This window comes from Pseudoalteromonas lipolytica (assembly GCF_900116435.1).
Lineage (GTDB): Bacteria > Pseudomonadota > Gammaproteobacteria > Enterobacterales > Alteromonadaceae > Pseudoalteromonas > Pseudoalteromonas lipolytica.
This window is the reverse complement of record NZ_FPAZ01000002.1, coordinates 180,739-198,091: the sequence shown is the minus strand read 5'-3', so window position 1 is coordinate 198,091 and position 17,353 is coordinate 180,739. Positions and strand designations below refer to the sequence as shown.

15 protein-coding genes and 1 pseudogene are annotated in these 17,353 nt (G+C 40.3%); 7 read left to right on the top strand and 9 right to left on the bottom strand.

Going from position 1 to position 17,353, the window contains the following annotated elements; genetic code table 11:
- Window positions 1-8: 8 nt before the first annotated feature.
- Window positions 9-1,619 carry a hypothetical protein gene (locus BM378_RS02380; protein ID WP_074988499.1) on the bottom strand — a complete coding sequence of 537 codons (1,611 nt, stop codon included), beginning with the start codon at window positions 1,617-1,619 and terminating at the stop codon, window positions 9-11.
- A gap of 88 nt (window positions 1,620-1,707) precedes the next feature.
- A complete protein-coding gene (locus BM378_RS20600; RefSeq protein WP_256213501.1) occupies window positions 1,708-1,836 on the bottom strand; it encodes a J domain-containing protein in 129 nt (42 codons plus the stop codon).
- A gap of 312 nt (window positions 1,837-2,148) precedes the next feature.
- On the opposite strand from BM378_RS20600, the gene BM378_RS20725 reads away from it, so the two are divergent.
- Together BM378_RS20725 and BM378_RS20595 are read left to right on the top strand one after the other, a co-directional pair.
- Window positions 2,149-2,361 carry a helix-turn-helix domain-containing protein gene (locus BM378_RS20725; protein ID WP_177222566.1) on the top strand — a complete coding sequence of 71 codons (213 nt, stop codon included), beginning with the start codon at window positions 2,149-2,151 and terminating at the stop codon, window positions 2,359-2,361.
- Between the two features lie 121 nt (window positions 2,362-2,482).
- Window positions 2,483-3,332, top strand: a pseudogene (locus BM378_RS20595) (IS630 family transposase); the annotation flags it as partial.
- A 444-nt stretch (window positions 3,333-3,776) separates the two neighbouring features.
- On the opposite strand, the gene BM378_RS02355 reads toward BM378_RS20595, so the two are convergent.
- Window positions 3,777-5,003 (bottom strand): Rieske (2Fe-2S) protein, encoded by a 1,227-nt coding sequence (locus BM378_RS02355; RefSeq protein ID WP_065979287.1) that lies wholly within the window; start codon window positions 5,001-5,003, stop codon window positions 3,777-3,779.
- Between the two features lie 138 nt (window positions 5,004-5,141).
- Window positions 5,142-5,444, bottom strand: a complete 303-nt coding sequence (locus tag BM378_RS02350; RefSeq protein WP_065979286.1) for a hypothetical protein — start codon at window positions 5,442-5,444, stop codon at window positions 5,142-5,144.
- 158 nt (window positions 5,445-5,602) lie between these two features.
- On the opposite strand from BM378_RS02350, the gene BM378_RS02345 reads away from it, so the two are divergent.
- On the top strand, window positions 5,603-5,971 hold the full coding sequence (locus BM378_RS02345; RefSeq protein WP_065979285.1) for an AlbA family DNA-binding domain-containing protein: 369 nt from the start codon (window positions 5,603-5,605) through the stop codon (window positions 5,969-5,971).
- Window positions 5,972-6,304: 333 nt separating this feature from the next.
- Here the strand turns inward: BM378_RS02345 and BM378_RS02340 are convergent, their stop codons facing one another.
- The 3 genes from BM378_RS02340 to BM378_RS02330 form a co-directional block, all read right to left on the bottom strand.
- Complete coding sequence (locus BM378_RS02340; protein WP_074988495.1) at window positions 6,305-6,823, bottom strand: CZB domain-containing protein; 519 nt, start codon at window positions 6,821-6,823, stop codon at window positions 6,305-6,307.
- Window positions 6,824-6,903: 80 nt separating this feature from the next.
- A complete protein-coding gene (locus tag BM378_RS02335; protein WP_074988494.1) occupies window positions 6,904-7,572 on the bottom strand; it encodes a response regulator in 669 nt (222 codons plus the stop codon).
- Window positions 7,565-8,869 (bottom strand): DUF4118 domain-containing protein, encoded by a 1,305-nt coding sequence (locus BM378_RS02330; protein ID WP_074988493.1) that lies wholly within the window; start codon window positions 8,867-8,869, stop codon window positions 7,565-7,567. The genes BM378_RS02335 and BM378_RS02330 overlap by 8 nt, the downstream gene beginning before the upstream one ends.
- A 186-nt stretch (window positions 8,870-9,055) precedes the next feature.
- Here BM378_RS02330 and BM378_RS02325 point away from each other — a divergent pair, with 186 nt between their 5' ends.
- On the top strand, window positions 9,056-10,510 hold the full coding sequence (locus BM378_RS02325; protein ID WP_036972469.1) for a TrkH family potassium uptake protein: 1,455 nt from the start codon (window positions 9,056-9,058) through the stop codon (window positions 10,508-10,510).
- A gap of 185 nt (window positions 10,511-10,695) precedes the next feature.
- Here BM378_RS02325 and BM378_RS02320 read toward each other — a convergent pair whose 3' ends face one another.
- Window positions 10,696-12,630 (bottom strand): RecQ family ATP-dependent DNA helicase, encoded by a 1,935-nt coding sequence (locus BM378_RS02320; protein ID WP_036972470.1) that lies wholly within the window; start codon window positions 12,628-12,630, stop codon window positions 10,696-10,698.
- A 260-nt stretch (window positions 12,631-12,890) separates the two neighbouring features.
- Between BM378_RS02320 and BM378_RS02315 the strand changes: the two genes are divergently transcribed.
- From BM378_RS02315 to BM378_RS02305, 3 genes are all read left to right on the top strand, one after another.
- Window positions 12,891-14,195, top strand: a complete 1,305-nt coding sequence (locus tag BM378_RS02315; RefSeq protein WP_036972471.1) for an NAD(P)/FAD-dependent oxidoreductase — start codon at window positions 12,891-12,893, stop codon at window positions 14,193-14,195.
- Window positions 14,196-14,285: 90 nt separating this feature from the next.
- Window positions 14,286-14,855: a manganese efflux pump MntP gene (locus tag BM378_RS02310; protein WP_036972950.1), complete on the top strand. Its 570-nt coding sequence runs from the start codon at window positions 14,286-14,288 to the stop codon at window positions 14,853-14,855.
- 193 nt (window positions 14,856-15,048) lie between these two features.
- Window positions 15,049-16,554 (top strand): phospholipase effector Tle1 domain-containing protein, encoded by a 1,506-nt coding sequence (locus BM378_RS02305; RefSeq protein ID WP_036972472.1) that lies wholly within the window; start codon window positions 15,049-15,051, stop codon window positions 16,552-16,554.
- Between the two features lies 1 nt (window position 16,555).
- Here the strand turns inward: BM378_RS02305 and BM378_RS02300 are convergent, their stop codons facing one another.
- Entirely contained in the window at window positions 16,556-17,308 is a 753-nt protein-coding gene (locus tag BM378_RS02300) for a substrate-binding periplasmic protein (protein ID WP_074988492.1), read from the bottom strand.
- Window positions 17,309-17,353 lie beyond the last annotated feature (45 nt).

Below are 17,353 nucleotides of genomic sequence, written 5' to 3'. Positions count from 1 at the left end.
TTGTAAATTTAACCGCCGCTGGCAGGCTTATGTTGCCTGTTAACTCTAGTTGTATACCAACTAAAGTTCTCTTGTGCACATTCAATACAGAGTTGGTTGGTTATTTTAGCTATATTGTGTTCTGAATCTGTAGCACTCAACCAGCGTTTTATCGATTTGAATTTACTTATTTGATGGTGATAACGCATTTCGTTCTCTTCAAGCGCAAAGTTAAATACCAACTGCTCAAATGCTAAACCTACCAGAGGCAAAAAACCGATAAGAAACATCATGATGTGCTTTACTGGGTAGAGTTTATAAAAAATACCAACCTTAAATGCGGTGAGTGTAACAACAAGCATTAAAAGCGTACAAAACACAACAATAGAGAGTTCAGTTGCACTAAACCTTTGTAGTAACCTCTCTAAACCATCTAGCTTAAGCTTATAGCGTTTGTTACTGTCTTGCTCTTTTGTGCCATGCAGTTTCAATTTAAAATAATGAAGTTGATCATCAATAAGGTGAGATAAAATAACATTTTTTCGGTCTGTTCTTGAAAAACAGTCATTCACTTTATGTAACGGAAAAGCCCTCACCATGTGCGCTATCCATTGCGTATTTACATTGACCATGCTGATCTGTTTTTCAAATTGAAAAGCGTTAGTTTTATTACCTGAATAACTCACCAACTGAAATAATTTAAGCCGTAATGCTTCTGCACATAATCGGTAAACTAAATGCTTTTTAAGCGACGCCTTTTTCTTCATTCTATAATAAGTAAATACACCACCAGTATATGCGATTAAATACACGATAAGCAGCCATGGAGTATGGGTAAATACTTTTGCGTAAAGTAAAAAAGAGGCTCCTAAGACAAGAGTTAGCGAAAATAAAACCCAAAACCCTAGGTTACTTTTAGCCTGATGTTTACTGGCGAGTACGTCAAATTTACAACTAAAATCATAAAATTCAGCTAAGTTAACTTCACCTTCTTTAGTTTCAGTTGCTAACTTCTCTCTCAAGCTAGTGTCTAAATACTGTATTAATGTTGAATTCAATTCATCTGATATATTGCTAAAGCCTCTTATAAATGAGTTAAAGCTTTTCTCTTCATTATCTCGAACAAAATTAGCGCTAACTTCATTTTCGGATACTTTTATTTCATATAGGAAAGGTAGGAATTCATCGTTATTTGCGAAATATCCTGTTTGCTCAGATATATGCTTTTCTGGGTATCTAACATGATCTATGATCGCCTGTGACATTGTATTTTTAGCAGAAGAAAGTTCGTCACTTTCGCTACGAACCACCATCAACAGATTACACTTACTTATTAAAAAGTTTTGCCACTCAATGTTATCGCCAGATAAGCTAAACTGGAGGTTATCTTTCGCTTTAATGCAGCTAACAACTTCAGTTTTTAAATTTAGTTTATTTGCTTCACTGTAAAAGCTTTGCTCTACAGAGGAAGCTAGATTAGTTAACAACACAGGTTCAAAAGGAAGTGAAGCTATATCATCAGCCTGAGCATTTTTTAGAAGAAGATTGATAAAAGACTTAAGAGACTCATTAGCTCTGTCTAGAACATATTGCTCAGCTAATTCATCCCCAATTAGGCCAATGTATAATTTTGTTTTCATTTAATCCTTTAAATCACATATTATTGTTGTTTTTATATACATAACCTTACCACAAGTGATTTATCAACATAAAATTTTAATTTTAAGATCATTTTAACTTCTTTTTGATCGTATCCCATGCTGCATTGATTTGCTGGGTTTCATGCTCAACTTGTCTCTTTAGAGAGCCTGCAAGCCTTGCTATTTTATCTGGATGATAAAGTTTCATTAATTTCATATAAGCTGACTTCTACTCTTTTAGAGTACATCCCTGCCCTAATCCTAGTATTTCGCAGGCATCTGAAAATTTTTGTGGATTTAAGTGACCAGCATCATTTTGAGTTGAGTGTTTTTTGCTGGTTCGAGTTTTGATTTGAACGAGCCCTCTCTTGTTCTCGCCTAAAACTTTCTTGCTCTTTACGTATGGCTTCTTCGGCTTTTCGACGTTGGCGTTCAATATCTTGCTCAGCTTGACGTTTTTGCCTTCTAATACCATTCCGCTTAAATATCTGATCTAATATAGGCTATATAAAATCACCGGTTAATAACATTGAACCAAAACATAGCTGAACAGCTTTTAGCGCTTTCACGAAAAGAACCAAATGCACGAAAACGCATACGATTACTCGCAGTGTCATTATTTTATGAGGGGAATAGCAGAACTGATATTGCAAAACGTCTTAACATAGCACGAAGTAGTGTTAATAAATGGGTTTCTAGTTATACCATTCCGCAAAAATACTTAATCATTTTGAGTGATTAAACCAGTCGCTACCTACGTTAAAAATTTCTGATTTAGAACAACTAAATAACTAAATTTTTGCCTTGTTATCAACGCGGTTTTATTGCCTCAAAATAGACCACTTAATTAAGCGGAATGGTATTACCTAGAACAGGGGCTGTATGGCTTAGACAATAAGCCTATACAAGGGCGTCCATCTAGATTGCAACAGTCACAACTTGAGCAACTGTCTGAATTTATAAAACGCACGAACACAGAACTTCAAGGTGGCCGGCTTACCGGTGAAGACATTGTGCATTACATTAGCACTGAATTTGGTGTTCATTATCACTTAAATCATACTTATAAAATACTCAAGCAGCTTGGCTTTAGTTGGATCACAAGCCGTTCGAAACACCCTAAACACTCATTAAAAAGCCAAGAAGCTTTTAAAAAACTTCCAACTGGAAACGATCCTTCACACACCCGGACACCTTCCACTTGACCGTATCGACGTATGGTTTCAGGACGAAGCACGATTTGGCCAGCAAAATCCGACTACGCGCATTTGGGCTGAAACAGGCACTCGGCCACGGATAGTAAAACAACAGCAGTTTGACTATGGATATTTATTTGGTGCGGTATGTCCTGCCACAGGCCAAACAGAAGCGCTAGTAAGCCCATTCGTCAATAAAGAAGCAATGACGCAGCACCTGAGTCAGATATCACAAGCTACACCAGTTGGCAGACATGCTGTCGTGATAATAGATGGCGCAGGCTGGCACACATACGATACAGCCGCAGAATTTAACAACCTCACGCTAATAAAGCTCCCTCCTTATTCACCAGAGTTAAACCCAATAGAGCAAGTATGGAGCTGGATACGACAACACTGTTTATCCAATAGAGTGTTTTCGGGTTATGACGAAATTGTTGATGAAGTTTCAAAAGCATGGAATCACTTTATTTCAATACCGGAGCGAGTGATGAAGATGTGTAATCGGGAATGGTAAAGTTGATTTAATCTTTATGCGGAATGGTCTTAGATCCTCTTCAACCTCATGCTTTTGACGATAAAGTTCTGTCTCGGCTTGTTCTTTTTGCTGCTCTATGTTGCTAGCAAAGCTGCACTATAACGGCGAAGGTTAAGTAAATTTAATAAGTCTGCAAACCATTCTTTTAAACTAGTTACAAGGCGGTTGAAAGAAGTATCTCACTCATAAGCTTTTAAATTTTAAATAAATTGGCTTCCAAGCATGAATTAAAAAGCCTATGACAAAACAAACTGTAAATTGAAAAACAATTAATAAAAATATTTTCAATAATTAATTTTAATTACTGAAGTTTTAAGCGGCTTTTACAACAATCAATCACAAAAAGAAAAAGCCTTTAAAAGAGCTTTGTAGAATTGCTTTGTTTGATTGATAGGCCATCGCTATAGAAGAGCAGCTAAACACTTAATGAGGTTGTTGGAGCCTTTTTACTAGATCGTTTATCGCTGGATTATTAATAATTTTAATAACCTCATTTGCACTTCCGCCATATTTAATTTTTTCATCAAGTTGAAAACCTCTTCGCAAAAGCAGCTCAATAAGCGGTAGATATTGTGTGCTAATTGCATTTACTAGTATTTCGGGGCGCTTTGGGTCACCTTTCATTGACTCGTAACTATGTTTTTTTAGTATTGCTTCAACTAAAGAGAATTGCTGCCACCTTGCCGCTACTGAGAGTTGCTCTGCCACACTCATTTCCTCTGTTATTAATGGCTCTGGCAATAAATAGTGATATTCTATTTCGCTTGAATCAGGTAGCTTGCCTAAAATAAGTGTCTGTTCGTTTATGCTATAGGGTGGAATATTTAAAGGCTGTGTTGTTTGTGGCTGGCTACTATTGATTTTGCTTGCTAAAGGCAAACCCATACTATTCCATTCATCTCCATGACAAGGGTTTTTAAAAGCAATATTTTGTGTGAAGCTGACCGTTAGTGCACAGCCAAACCTTGGCTCTAAACCCGACACAACAAACCACTGCGGATTTAAACTTCTACCAAGCTTTTTACTTGTGAACTCTGACATTGCTATAAATTCACTTGCCCGCTCAGCGTCGGCCATTGGTGGCGTTATTTGCTTACGTGATAACATGCCATTTGGCAGTGCTGGTAAAGCCAATGCTTCAAGTTGTGCTTTTGTACGTCTACACACAAAAACAGGCTCAGATTCAAGCAAGGTACGCTGCCAATCAACCCTAGCGCATTGGCCTTGCGCTATCTTGTTTAAAGATACCTGTTGCGACCTAGCAGAGTTAAACCAAGTTAAAGTTTGCTTGTAAAGTAAGGTGCTTTTAGTGGTGTTTCGATTAAGCTCATCTTGCCACTTCAGAGCTAGCTGCTTATTTGGTTTTACGCCTAGTCCATTTTTAATGGCATAGCTTAGCTGTGCGCATGACCTTTCATCTTTATTCATACACGCTTCAAGAAAATACTGTATGGCAGCCACATAGTAAGTGTTTTGCGATAACTCATTTTTCTTAAATTGATTATTTGTTGAGGTATTGGTTTGCAGCTTTGCTAAGTCTAAATAGTGCGTAGCACTTTCATAATACGAAGAGAACGCAAAGAGAGGCGTACTTAATAGTGAAAATAACAATGCCAAAAAAGCGTTTTTATTAATTAACTTAAGTCTCATTTATTTCCCTATTAAATCACCTTTGAATGACGCAGCAATGGCTTACTAGCCCCAATCATTTTTTGCTCAATATTTTACTGAACGTGCCTTATAAGCATGTTTCAAGTGAGGCAATATCTATGATCTACTTGCTGTTTTTCACTTTTCATTAAACGTCAAAAGTCGGTACAAACCAAAAGGAAGTATTATCCAAATTACTTCAGCCAACAATAAAGGCATAATTACTTTACCTGCCATTACTCCCGCTTGTATCTTCGACCAAACCATTTTGTAAAGTTCCCAATTGCTATAAAGGTGAGGGTCAAAATTAAAAGCAAAACGATACACTTCCATAAACAATGTGGGCTTCATAACTTGTAACCCTATAAGCAACGAAAAGCATAAAAATAGATTTGCAGGTTTAGTGTATTTTCTTGTTGTATCAATATCCTTCGTACTCATAGCCACATCCAACTTGTATGCTTACCATTATGTTTACATTTTGACCTAATGCTATTATTGTTACAATGAGTCTGTTAGTCAAAGTAATAAATAAATGATTTAATAACATTACTAAGTTCTTGAATGTACAATTCACTCTACTCTAAAACTGGTGAAAAATGGCAAAATTCGAAATTAAAACGCTTGATGATATTTCCCTATTACGAGAGTCATCTGAGCTAGAGTGCAAACAAGCTAGCGGTAAAGATGGTAAGGGTGCTATCCCAAAAGATATGTGGGAAACCTATAGTGCTTTTGCTAACACTGATGGCGGTACAATTATTCTTGGCCTGAGAGAGAAAAAAGGCCAATTTAGTCTTGTCGGTATCGAAGATATTGGCCAAGTAAAAGCCGATTTATTTAACACCGCAAACTCTCAAAAAGTCAGCACTAACTTATTAACTAACAACTCAGTTCAAGAAGTAGTCATTGATGGCAAAAGCTTACTTGTAATTTATGTATTCCATGGTTGTTGTTATCATCTATAAAACGCTGTAAATCAGCAAAAGAGCTTTTATTTCTACGCAGCAGTGTTGCAATACATGGACTTAATAAAGCTTCCATTTGGTTGCTGAAGGCTCAACTTTGCGGTGTCCCTGCCTTAGATTGCAATAATACTTTAAAAATAACTTTTAATTCTTGAGTCATTAAATTCACTTGCTCTGAGTCAGCTGAATTAATTTAAAATGAATTAATACTAGGTGAAAATCAGTTTTTAAGTAACGGAACTACATACACGAGTCTGCTTACAAAGTTACTTATTGAGAACTCTTTGAAACGAGCGATTTCTTCAACCATATCCCCGTGTGGGTCTAGTAAAATTAGCGTTGCGAGTGACGCTTACAGCGTTCGTGCTCTTTGCGCAGGTGACTCAGTAAGTTGGTGCGATCAGTTGCCCCAGTAAGTGGATCACGGGTATGCAAAACGTCGGAAAACTCATAGCTCACCGCTTCAAATAAATCTCTGAGCGTGTCTAAATCAGCATGAAATTGATCGAGTAAGCTCACTGGAATAGCCGATTTAGCTTCATTTAACGACAAAAGCACTTTAGCACCTTGATGCATTTTTTGATGCGCAGTGCCCATCTCAGAAAAATGAGGATGCAACTTTTTAGTGTCGGTTGGTAACTTATTAAACCACTGACCAAACTCGCAAAAAGTATGCGCATTGTCGCTAAGGTCATGCTTATTGGCAGGGACATTTGAGATTAGGCTGCGTAGTAACTGCTTATACCAAGATTGGTGCCATTCAATTGCTTGATCAATTTCTGCAATAATACGCTCTAGCTGCTTATTAGACAGCGTATTAAGCCCTTTGCTGCCCTTTGAATTAGACGTCAATCAAATACCCCAATTTATTGTTTTTAATATTAAAAGAGTAGTCAATAAATGGGGTATGCCCAACGAAAAAGACATAAAACTTAATCAACTAGCCGATAACCCACGGCGGGCTCGGTAAGTATGTGTTTAGGGTTTGCTGCATTATCTTCGAGTTTTTGTCTTAACTGGCCTATGTGAACACGCACGTATTCAGGGCGATTTATATATTGCTCCCCCCATACTTGAGATAAAATAGCGTTATGCGTTAATACTTTATCTTTTTGTTGAAAGAGTAACAGTAAAATAGCGTATTCTTTTTTAGTTAACTTGATGCTCTGCCCGTCTTTTTTAACAACATGTTTGTGGGGATCAATATGAATATCACCACATTGCAATGTCATATTTGGCGAAGATTGGGCGCGTAATAAAACCCGTATTCTGGCAAGAAGTTCGTTGGCACTAAAGGGCTTCGTTATGTAATCGTTTGCGCCATTATCCAGTGCGGTTACTTTTTCTGTTTCGCCATCACGCGCAGATAAAACCAGTACCGGTAATAAACTCCATTGCCTAAACTCAAGCAACCAATTTTGTCCATCCATATCGAGTAAGCCTAAATCAAGTAGCACTAAATCAAACTGTTGCTCACTTAACAGTGCAAAGCCATCTAAGCCCTTTGCGCATAGGCTGACATCATAGCCACTGGCTTTAAGCAACGTTTTTAAAAAACTTTGCAGTGGAGGTGAGTCTTCTAACACTAAAATGTTAGCCATGCTGTTTACTCCAAATCAACTGGGCTTTCGCCTGCCCTGTTTGCTCATTAAGGGTTAACTCAAATTGACCTTGCTGACACTTAGCAACCACATCGCAGATAATACTGCCAAGACCAACGCCTTCGTCTTGACTGGTTTCATTATTGCGATTAATCGAGTTTATTAGCACGAGTTGATACTCATTTTCTCGTTCAATAAATTGCATATCCGCCGTTCCGTCACCATAACGCGCTGCGTTCTCGAGCATATTAGCACAGGCAATTTCTAGCAGTGTTTCATCACCATAGCAGGCACTATTTTGTGCAGCATTAATGGTTAATTTAAAGTCGCTTAATTGCTGTTGCCTACGCGCTTTTGCTTCGCTAATGAGGCTCGAAACGTTGAGTTTTTGCCATGTAATATTCTCACCTAACTTATTGACTTTGCTTAGCTCCATTACCTTATCGAAATGCTGATTAAGTATTTTACTTTGCTCAAAAATATTACTGGCTTGTTCTTTAACCACGTCACGACTTAATTCAATCTCCTCATCAGCCAGCATACTTGATGCCCCCATTATGGTTGCCAAAGGAGTTCGCAAGTCATGCGATAAACTGCGCAGCAAGGTATTCTTTGACCGCTCAAGTTCCGCTTGTACTGCAATGGCCGCAGACTGTTGACGCAATAACGTTTTTTCGTGAACTTGATACAATAAAGAGCACGCTGTATCTGCCAGCGCTTGTTGCTCACTCGTCAAGGGTTTTGCAAACGCGATCCCCCCCAATTCAGGCAGCTGCTCATTTAAATACATAACATTGTTTGTCTGCGTCACTTGCCAATCACATTTAACCTTTAAATGCGCCGTCATCGCGGCTATAAATAATTGCTTTTGCTCATCTAAACTGTCGAGTTCATTTAATTTTTTCGCAAGCTCGTAGAGCAGTCGGCTATTGCTGGCGTGTTCTTGCACATCGCGCACTTTAGTATTGAGCTCACCGGCTAAATGGCTTATCACTAGGCCAACAATAAGCATCACCACAAATGTCACCACATATTCAATGTTTTCAATATGAAAGGTAAAGTACGGCACCACATAAAACCAGTCGGTGCAGGCTACACTCACTAGGGTTGTCAGCGCTGCAACACGGCGATTACTTCGAACAGCCACCCACGTCACCCACAACAGCTGTAACATCACAATATCAGTGGTTGTAAACAGTTCTCTAAACGGAAAAATAGCAAGCACCACCACAAGTGGCATCAATACACTTAAAAATATGGCCTTAAATAACGGGGGTTTGAATACTGACTGCATCATCTGTTTATGCTCATCTAACGAATTGTCATTAGATTAAAGTGTTTTTATTTTTGTCACTATAAAGTTTTTATAAAGTTTTTTTATCTCGGCATAAAATCTTTATAAAGCTTTCACTCTCTCTAAAGACATCTACGCCTATTTCAATAGCATGCTGATTTAAGAGCCGTTCATTAAATCAGTAGACGTATGATCAATTGGAAAATCACATTTCGATTACTCGCTTTCCCTATTTTGTGGATGAGTATAGTGCAATTGATATTTGCAGCTTTATCTGCATTTTTATTTAAAGATAATGTATCCGTGTCATTCCTATTGCCTGCGTCAATAATGCTTTTTACAGCAAGTGTCATATTGTTAAAAACCCAGCATGTTGATTCATCACTGGCCAACTTTAGGGATGCACTGATTTACGCGACAGCCACGTGGGTGATTGCAGGCTTTTTGGGGGCAATTCCAATCATTTTAGTCACCAAAGTGAGCTTTACAGATGGCATGTTTGAATCAATAAGCGCATTAACCACCACCGGCGCCACAATACTGTCGGGCTTAGATGATATGCCGCGTACGTTTTTATTATACCGCCAGTTTTTACAATGGATGGGAGGGCTCGGCATTGTGATTTTCGTGGTGGCTATTTTACCCATGCTAAATATAGGTGGCATGAAGCTCTTAAAAGCCGAAACACCTGGGCCAATTAAAGATGAAAAGCTATCACCTCGTATTGCAAACACGGCGCATTACCTTTGGAGTGTATACTTAAGCATAACCGTGTTGTGTACTGTTTCTTACTATTTTGCAGGCATGACTTTTTACGATGCACTGGCTCATGCACTGACAACCGTTTCAACGGGAGGGTTCTCGACCCACGATGCCAGTATGTGGTTTTACAAAAGTCATTTAATTTTATGGGTCGCCAACTTATTTATGATTGCAGGTGCTATTAATTTTGCACTGCACTTTAGAGTCGTCCACAAACGAGCGCTCGGTAGTTACTATGCTGATGAAGAAACGCGTTATTTTATATACATCATTACAACCCTTGCAGTGTTGTCGGGCGTAATTTTATACAGTCACGATACCTACTCCTCTTTTTTTGAGTCATTGAGTTTTTCAACTTTTCATATAGTGTCGTTTATAACCAGCACCGGATTTGGTGCAGCAAGCTTTACTGAATGGCCCGAAGCTGTCGGATTTTTACTTATTATCACCGGCTATTTAGGGGGATGCGCGGGCTCAACGGCTGGCGGAAATAAAATCATCAGAAATATTCTAGTGGTTAAAATGCTCAATAATAACTTTAAACAACTTCTTCATCCCCGCGCTATATTCACCATTAAGTACCAAGGCAGCCCTGTAAAAGATGATGTACTTCATGCCGTTATGGCATTTATGACTTTTGCCGCAGGATCAAGCATGCTGTTTACATTATTACTCATGTTTACTGGGCTGGATTTTTGGAGTGCGTTTTCAGCAGTCGCCGCATGTGTCAATGTGCTCGGACCGGGGTTTGGTGAAGTAGGCGCTAACTTTGCACCAGTTTCAGACGCAGGAACCTGGATATTAACCAGCGCAATGCTTGTGGGTCGTTTGGAATATTTTACTGTTTTTGCCCTTTTTACGCGTACGTTTTGGAAGCAATAAAAAGAAGCTCCTAAATACTCAGCCCAAAACTGATAAGTGGCACGTTGCAATAGTTACCACTTGACAAAGAAAACTTTCAGTTGTCCTTACAAAGTACACTGACAGAGTTATTCAAGACAAGTTCGTCAAAATGGTTACCTAAGCTACCGAAGCTTAAGCACATGCGTTTAAAATTTAAAGCGATGCTACAACTGCTGTAGCACCGCTTTAATATCGCTATAACGCAGGTGTTCACACACCCCAAAACCTGAAAGCTGCCTAACTTTATTGCGGGTAAACAGTGGCACACTCATTCCCGCTAAAAAACGGCATTGAGTATCAATACTGATTTCAGTTACCCCTTTAGTGGCTAAGTGCTCTTTTAGCTGTGTAACTTTAGCTGCAATAACCGCAGTGTCTGGCATGGTGTGCTCAAGTGAATAACTAAGTTTTACAGACTGGCCTCGACACACAGAACAATGGCCACACCCTTTTGGGGCATTATGATCATCAAAATAACGTGCAAGGTTATAACTCAAACAGCTATTAAGCTCAAAAAAGCGCACCAATGCAGCAATGCGTTTTATTTCTGCCTGCTCTTTTTCAATAAAGTACTGATGTAATTGCGACGCTAAATTGTCTGCATTAATGACTTCGTTATTCACCTCATACACTTGTGTAATGCGTTTAGTTTCAAGGGCTATGTGACCTTTTTCGGCCAAATAATCGAGCGCAGCAACCACCCGTTTTCTATCGACTTGCGTGGCATGTGTTAAGGCGTCAAAGTTGAGAGTGCCCCAAATTTTCTTAAACTCAGTATGATTAAATACCTGCTGTAAAAATGCTTGGCGCTGCTCATCAAATTGCTGAAGAAGTGTGTCTTTGCCTGTTAAAAACTTATATTTAAAGTCAGCATAATAGGCATACAACGGCGTGATAGCGCCATGAATTTCAAGCTGTACTAATAACGTTTTTAAGGCTAATGCACGAATATTACTGTCACTCGACAAGCTGTATTCTTGCATTTCCCACTGACCATTCGTTTGCTCCGTGCGAATATTGTTGATCACATATTCAATACCAGTTTGCTCGGGGGTATCGGCATAAACAAAGTTTTCAACCGTGTTCAGGCCATCTAGATTTGCCAAGGTATAACAATTTGATTGCTTAGAATCTCGCCCTGCGCGGCCTATTTCTTGGCTGTAGTTTTCAATTGATTTAGGTAAATCATAATGAATAACAAAGCGAATATCCGACTTATCAATGCCCATACCAAACGCAATGGTGGCAACCACAATATTAATGTTACCCGCCATAAAGTCATCTTGAATTTGCCAGCGCTTATCATCGTCAAGACCCGCATGATACGCCACTGCATTAAGTCCTGTCTGCGCTAACGCTGCGGCCACTTGCTCGGCAGTGTGTTGCAGCGTCACATACACGATGCCAGCGCCCTGCTGCTCAGCAATAACGCGTGTTAAGTGCGATTGTTTATCTTGGCTCGCCACACTTAACACCGATAAATCAAGGTTCGCACGATAAAACCCTGTTTGCACAACGCATTCAGGTGCAATGGCAAACCGCTCACACATGTCACGTTTTACTTTTTTGGTTGCCGTTGCAGTTAATAGCAACACCAGAGGAATATTAAGCTCATCGCGATAACGCGGCAGTTTTAAATAGTCGGGTCTAAAGTTATGCCCCCATTCAGAAATACAGTGCGCCTCATCAACCACCAGCATTGAAATCGGCACTTGCTTGATGAACTCGCGAAAGCGTTCGTTCTTAAAACGCTCCACCGACACCATTAAAATTTTAACCTTCCCGGTTCGCACATCACTCATCACGGTATGACTTTGTTCGCTCGTTTGACTCGAATCTAAGCTGGCCGCATATATACCTTTGCTATTCAAAAAGCTGATTTGATCTTTCATCAGCGCTAACAAGGGTGAAACCACCAAGGTCAAATTAGGCAAATGCAATGCAGTTAATTGATAACACAACGACTTGCCCGACCCCGTCGGAAAGATAGCCAATGATGATTGTTGATTTAACAGTTGTTCAATCGTTTGTTGCTGACCCTGGCGAAATTCAGTAAAGCCAAAGTATTGATTTAGCGAAGTGTGGAGTGCTGTAGTCATCCTGATCCCTTGTTTCATTTCCCTGTATTAGGTAATGATAGGTGCCTTAGTGCGAATTAGCCATGTTAACGTGTTTAGGCTCATCACCCAAGGCCATTAATATCACTAAACACACTATATTGTTCGTAAGCTTTGCTGACAAAGCCAGTAAAAAGGCGCACAATAGACCCGTTGCCATGGGGTATTGAAGAATGGATTTGCAATACCTAAGCGCTTTTAAATCGAGAGTGTTTAGGTATTATACTTTTGAGGGCAACGTAATGACTAACCAACCTCCTAAAATCGTGATAGTCGGTGGTGGCGCAGGCGGCTTAGAGCTTGCAACACAATTAGGACATAAACTCGGGAAAAAACGCCAAGCAGATATTTTATTAATCGATAAAAACCGTAGCCATATTTGGAAACCGTTACTTCATGAAGTAGCGACGGGGTCGATTGATGCCGATTTAGACGGCGTTGTGTACTCTGCTCATGCAGCAAAACACCATTATAATTTTCAACTCGGCAGTTTTTGCCACTTAGATTCAACCAACAAAACCATTACCTTAAGCGAGTTAAAAGACGAACTTGGCCATCGCATTTTGCCACAGCGACATGTCAGCTATGACTACTTAGTGCTCGCCATCGGCAGTGTGAGTAACGACTTTAATACCCCCGGCGTAAAAGATCATTGCTTTTACCTTGATTCAAACCAACAGGCCGAGCGTTTTCAACATGCATTACTCGATAACTTTACTCGCTTGCACCAAGATGACGACCCACAGCAGGCTCTAACAATTGCCATTGTTGGCGGTGGAGCGACGGGCGTTGAGCTTTCGGCTGAGCTGTATCATGTATCCGACATGCTAAAAATGTATGGCCTAGATAAAATGACAGCCAAGCGCCTACACATTGATTTAATCGAAGCAGGTCCTCGTATTTTGCCTGCCTTGCCTGAACGCATAGCCAACTCGGCAAAACGAGAACTGGTAAAATTAGGGGTCACGGTGCGCGAAAGCACGCAAGTAAAAGAAGCCACAGAAAACAGCTTTATCACTAACAATGACGCCATTATAAAGGCCGATATCATGGTATGGGCAGCAGGTGTAAAAGCCCCCGATTTTATCAAAGATATTGGTATTTTTGAGCTTACACGTAACAACCAAATTAAGGTAAATCAATACCTACAAAGCAGTGTTGATGAGACTATTTTTGTGATTGGTGATTGCTGCGCGTTTACTCAAGACGATGGCTCGCAGGTTCCACCACGCGCACAATCAGCGCATCAAATGGCACAATGCGTAGAAAAAAACCTACTAGCCACACTCAAAAACAACCCGTTAAGCGTGTTTACCTATAGTGATCATGGCTCTTTGGTGAATTTGTCACGTTACAGCACCGTGGGCAGCTTAATGGGTAACTTAACCAGTAATAGCTTTTTTATTGAAGGGAAAATAGCGCGGTTTATGTATATTTCTCTTTATCGTATGCACCAGCGCGCCATTCATGGCAGTGCCAAAACCTTTGCATTGTGGATCAGCGAAAAAGTACTCCGCGTGGTAAGACCCAAAATGAAACTGCATTAACAAACAGCGCGACTCACCCTAAGCCGTAAATTACTCTACCTGTTTACGGCTTATACGCGTATAATGCGCACTTTTTGTGGGGCGCAAAAATTGAATATTATTACTCTCAGCGTATTGTCGCTTGCAATGTCAACCGACGCGTTTGCTGCATCAATCACCAAAGGCAGTTCACTTAAAAACCCACGTATTCTTAGTGCCATTAAATTGGGTTTAATTTTTGGCTGCATTGAAGCAATTGCCCCTGTCTTAGGTTGGTTAATTGGCAGTGCGGGTGCCGAGTACGTTGAAGCCTATGATCACTGGATTGCGTTTGTATTATTGGTGGGCCTTGGCATACACATGATCATTGAAAGTCGTAAAGACGACGATGACGACGCCGACGAAGTGCCAAGCAATAAGCGTTCATTAATGGCAACCCTGCTGACCGCAGTAGGCACCAGTATTGATGCAATGACCGTGGGCATAAGCCTTGCGTTTATGAAAGTTAATATTTATGTTGCTGCCGCAATGATAGGTCTCGCCACAACCGTAATGGTGACTATCGGCTCATTACTGGGGAATGTGATGAGTGGCTGGGTTGGCAAAAAAGCTGAAGCCATTGGCGGTATTGCCCTTATCTTAATTGGCTCAGGCATTCTATACAGCCACACTTACGCTTAATTTTAGCTGTTCAAACGGCTATTTTGGGCAAGGTTAACCACACCTTGCCCAAATCTCTCTCCTGTCTTCTGTGTTCTCATAAAAAGCCTGATATAAAAAGCCTGATATAAAAAGAGTGCCATCACGCATAATTTGTCTTCAAATTTTAATAAATGCCTTGTATGTTATGACAAACCACTAAAGGAATGACGCTATGACCCCTAAAACGCTGATTTTCAACTTTGATGGCACAGGCAGTGAGCCCCGTGATGCAGAACAATTTAGTGCCGCTCATTTCAAAGAAGATGCCAGTATTTCCAATATTCTTAAACTTCATTTGTTATTTGGCGGCACACTCAACAGTGAACCCGAAACGCCATTCCCAAGCCAACTTAGTTTTTATTACCAAGGCATAGGCACTCAAGGAAGCCGCTTCAGACGTTTATTCAATCAAGCATTAGCCCCAAGAGGCGACGATGTCGCCAGTATTTTAAACCGCGCAATAAACGACTTTAAACAATATTACGCTGTGGGCGATCGGGTTTTGCTAACGGGTTTTAGTCGTGGTGCAGCATTGGCAAGGCGTTTTGCAAAATGCCTTGAGCCCTTAATAAGCGACAATGTTTTTTTATGCGTATTTGATACCGTGGCATCTATTGGTTTTTCAAAAGTGACCAAAGCAACACGTGGCGCTGAACACGTTATTTTTGAAAACTACACCCTAGCCAGTAATATTAACGCAGCCCTGCATTGTGTTGCGCTGGATGAAAAGCGCCGCGCGTTTGAGCCAACACTCATAAACAAAGCGCCCCATGTAGAAGAGGTATGGTTTGCGGGCGCACACTCTGACGTGGGTGGCGGGTATTACCGTGATGGCTTAGCCGACATTTGTCTGCGTTATGCTATTGAGTGGTTAATAGAACAAACTATTTCACTTAACCTTCTGACCAGTGCTGATATTAATTACCATAGCTTACTGCCCGATGAGCACCGTAATTTAATTGCCCAAGACGATGTCACTGTTACCCCCGATCCGTTGGCGCTTAGTCACCAACAAAATTACTTTTGGTTTAATCCTTTATTTAAGCTTGTTGACCGAGAGTGCTGCGTATTGGTTGATAATGAGCAAAGTGAACATCCTCCCACAATTCATTACACCGTGGCAGAGCGTATTAACCGTTTAACCAGTTATCGTCCTGAGTCGCTAAAAAGCCTTACGTATGATGTGCTCTACAGTGATGAAAGCCGCTTAACCTTCAACGGCTTAAGCCCACATATTGCGCTTGATAAACAAAACATGACCGTACTCAGTATTGGTCAAAGTAAAGATGTATTTGTTTATGGCGCCGAAAAATATAACCACACCGGATTAATGTTAGCGCAAGGGGCGACCTATCGGTTTACGCCTTATCCTGATCAAACTTGGTATGACGATGGCATTAGTTGCGGCCCCGCGGGTTGGCATCGTGATAACGTGCAATTAGGTGTAAAAGAAATTCCCATGGCTGTGCTTGAGCCATTTAGACGCTTAGCGCATGCACAGTGGTTTGCACTTATTGGCGCGATTGATGACAACGATGAGCATTTATTTGAAATTGCTGAAGGTGCCGATATTCGCATTACAAAGTCAGGCGAGTTTTGCCCCTTTGCGAATGACTTAAATCGTTTTTATGGTGCCAATGCCGGACGTATCAAGTTGCGTGTTACGCGGTTAGGCTAACTCACTGTGTTTTATAGGAACTAATAATATCGGTTATTGCTTGCTTGTTGAATTGAATCGCGTGGTTAATAGCCTGTCGTTCCTCCTCGGAGAGGCTCAAGTCGCTTAGCATAAAATAAATATAATCGTTATTAATAATATACGGATGAATTTTTACGTTGTTAGCCTGATGTTGTTGAATCAAGCTTAAGCCTGCTAGTTCATCGTCAATAAAAAAATCAACGCGTTTGGCCACCAGCATTGCTAAGCGCTGTCGTAACGAGGGGACAGTAACAAACTGATCTTTATATTTTTTATTCTTACTTAAACGTGTCAATTCATCGCCATAATAACTGCCACTATTGGTAAGAATAGTTTGTTTATGGTCGAGTAAGCCTTTTAAGTCTTGTGATTCTAAATGGCTGTGCGGATACCAAAAAAGACGCATAACTTCGTTACGATAAGGCACTGAAAAAGTACTAAAATCATCTCGCTGTTGGCTGTAGCTGGCTGCGGGAAGTAAATCAACAGTGCCATGTTTTAATTCAGCAAATCCACGTTTTGACGAAGGCATTGCGATAAATTGACTGCAAAACCCTGCTTCTTTTAACACCAAGTCAGTAATCTCTATATCAATCCCAGTGAGCTGATCATTTTGGCTAAAAACATAGGGTCGCCACGATTGGCTCACTCCGACTTTTAAAACCCTATCGCAGCTAAACGCTTCAGTGCTTAACGCAGCAAAAACCAATAAGAAAAGCACTTTCATCGTCATCAACACACCTGTAGTTTAAGAGCCTAAACTCATCACTCTTTTAGT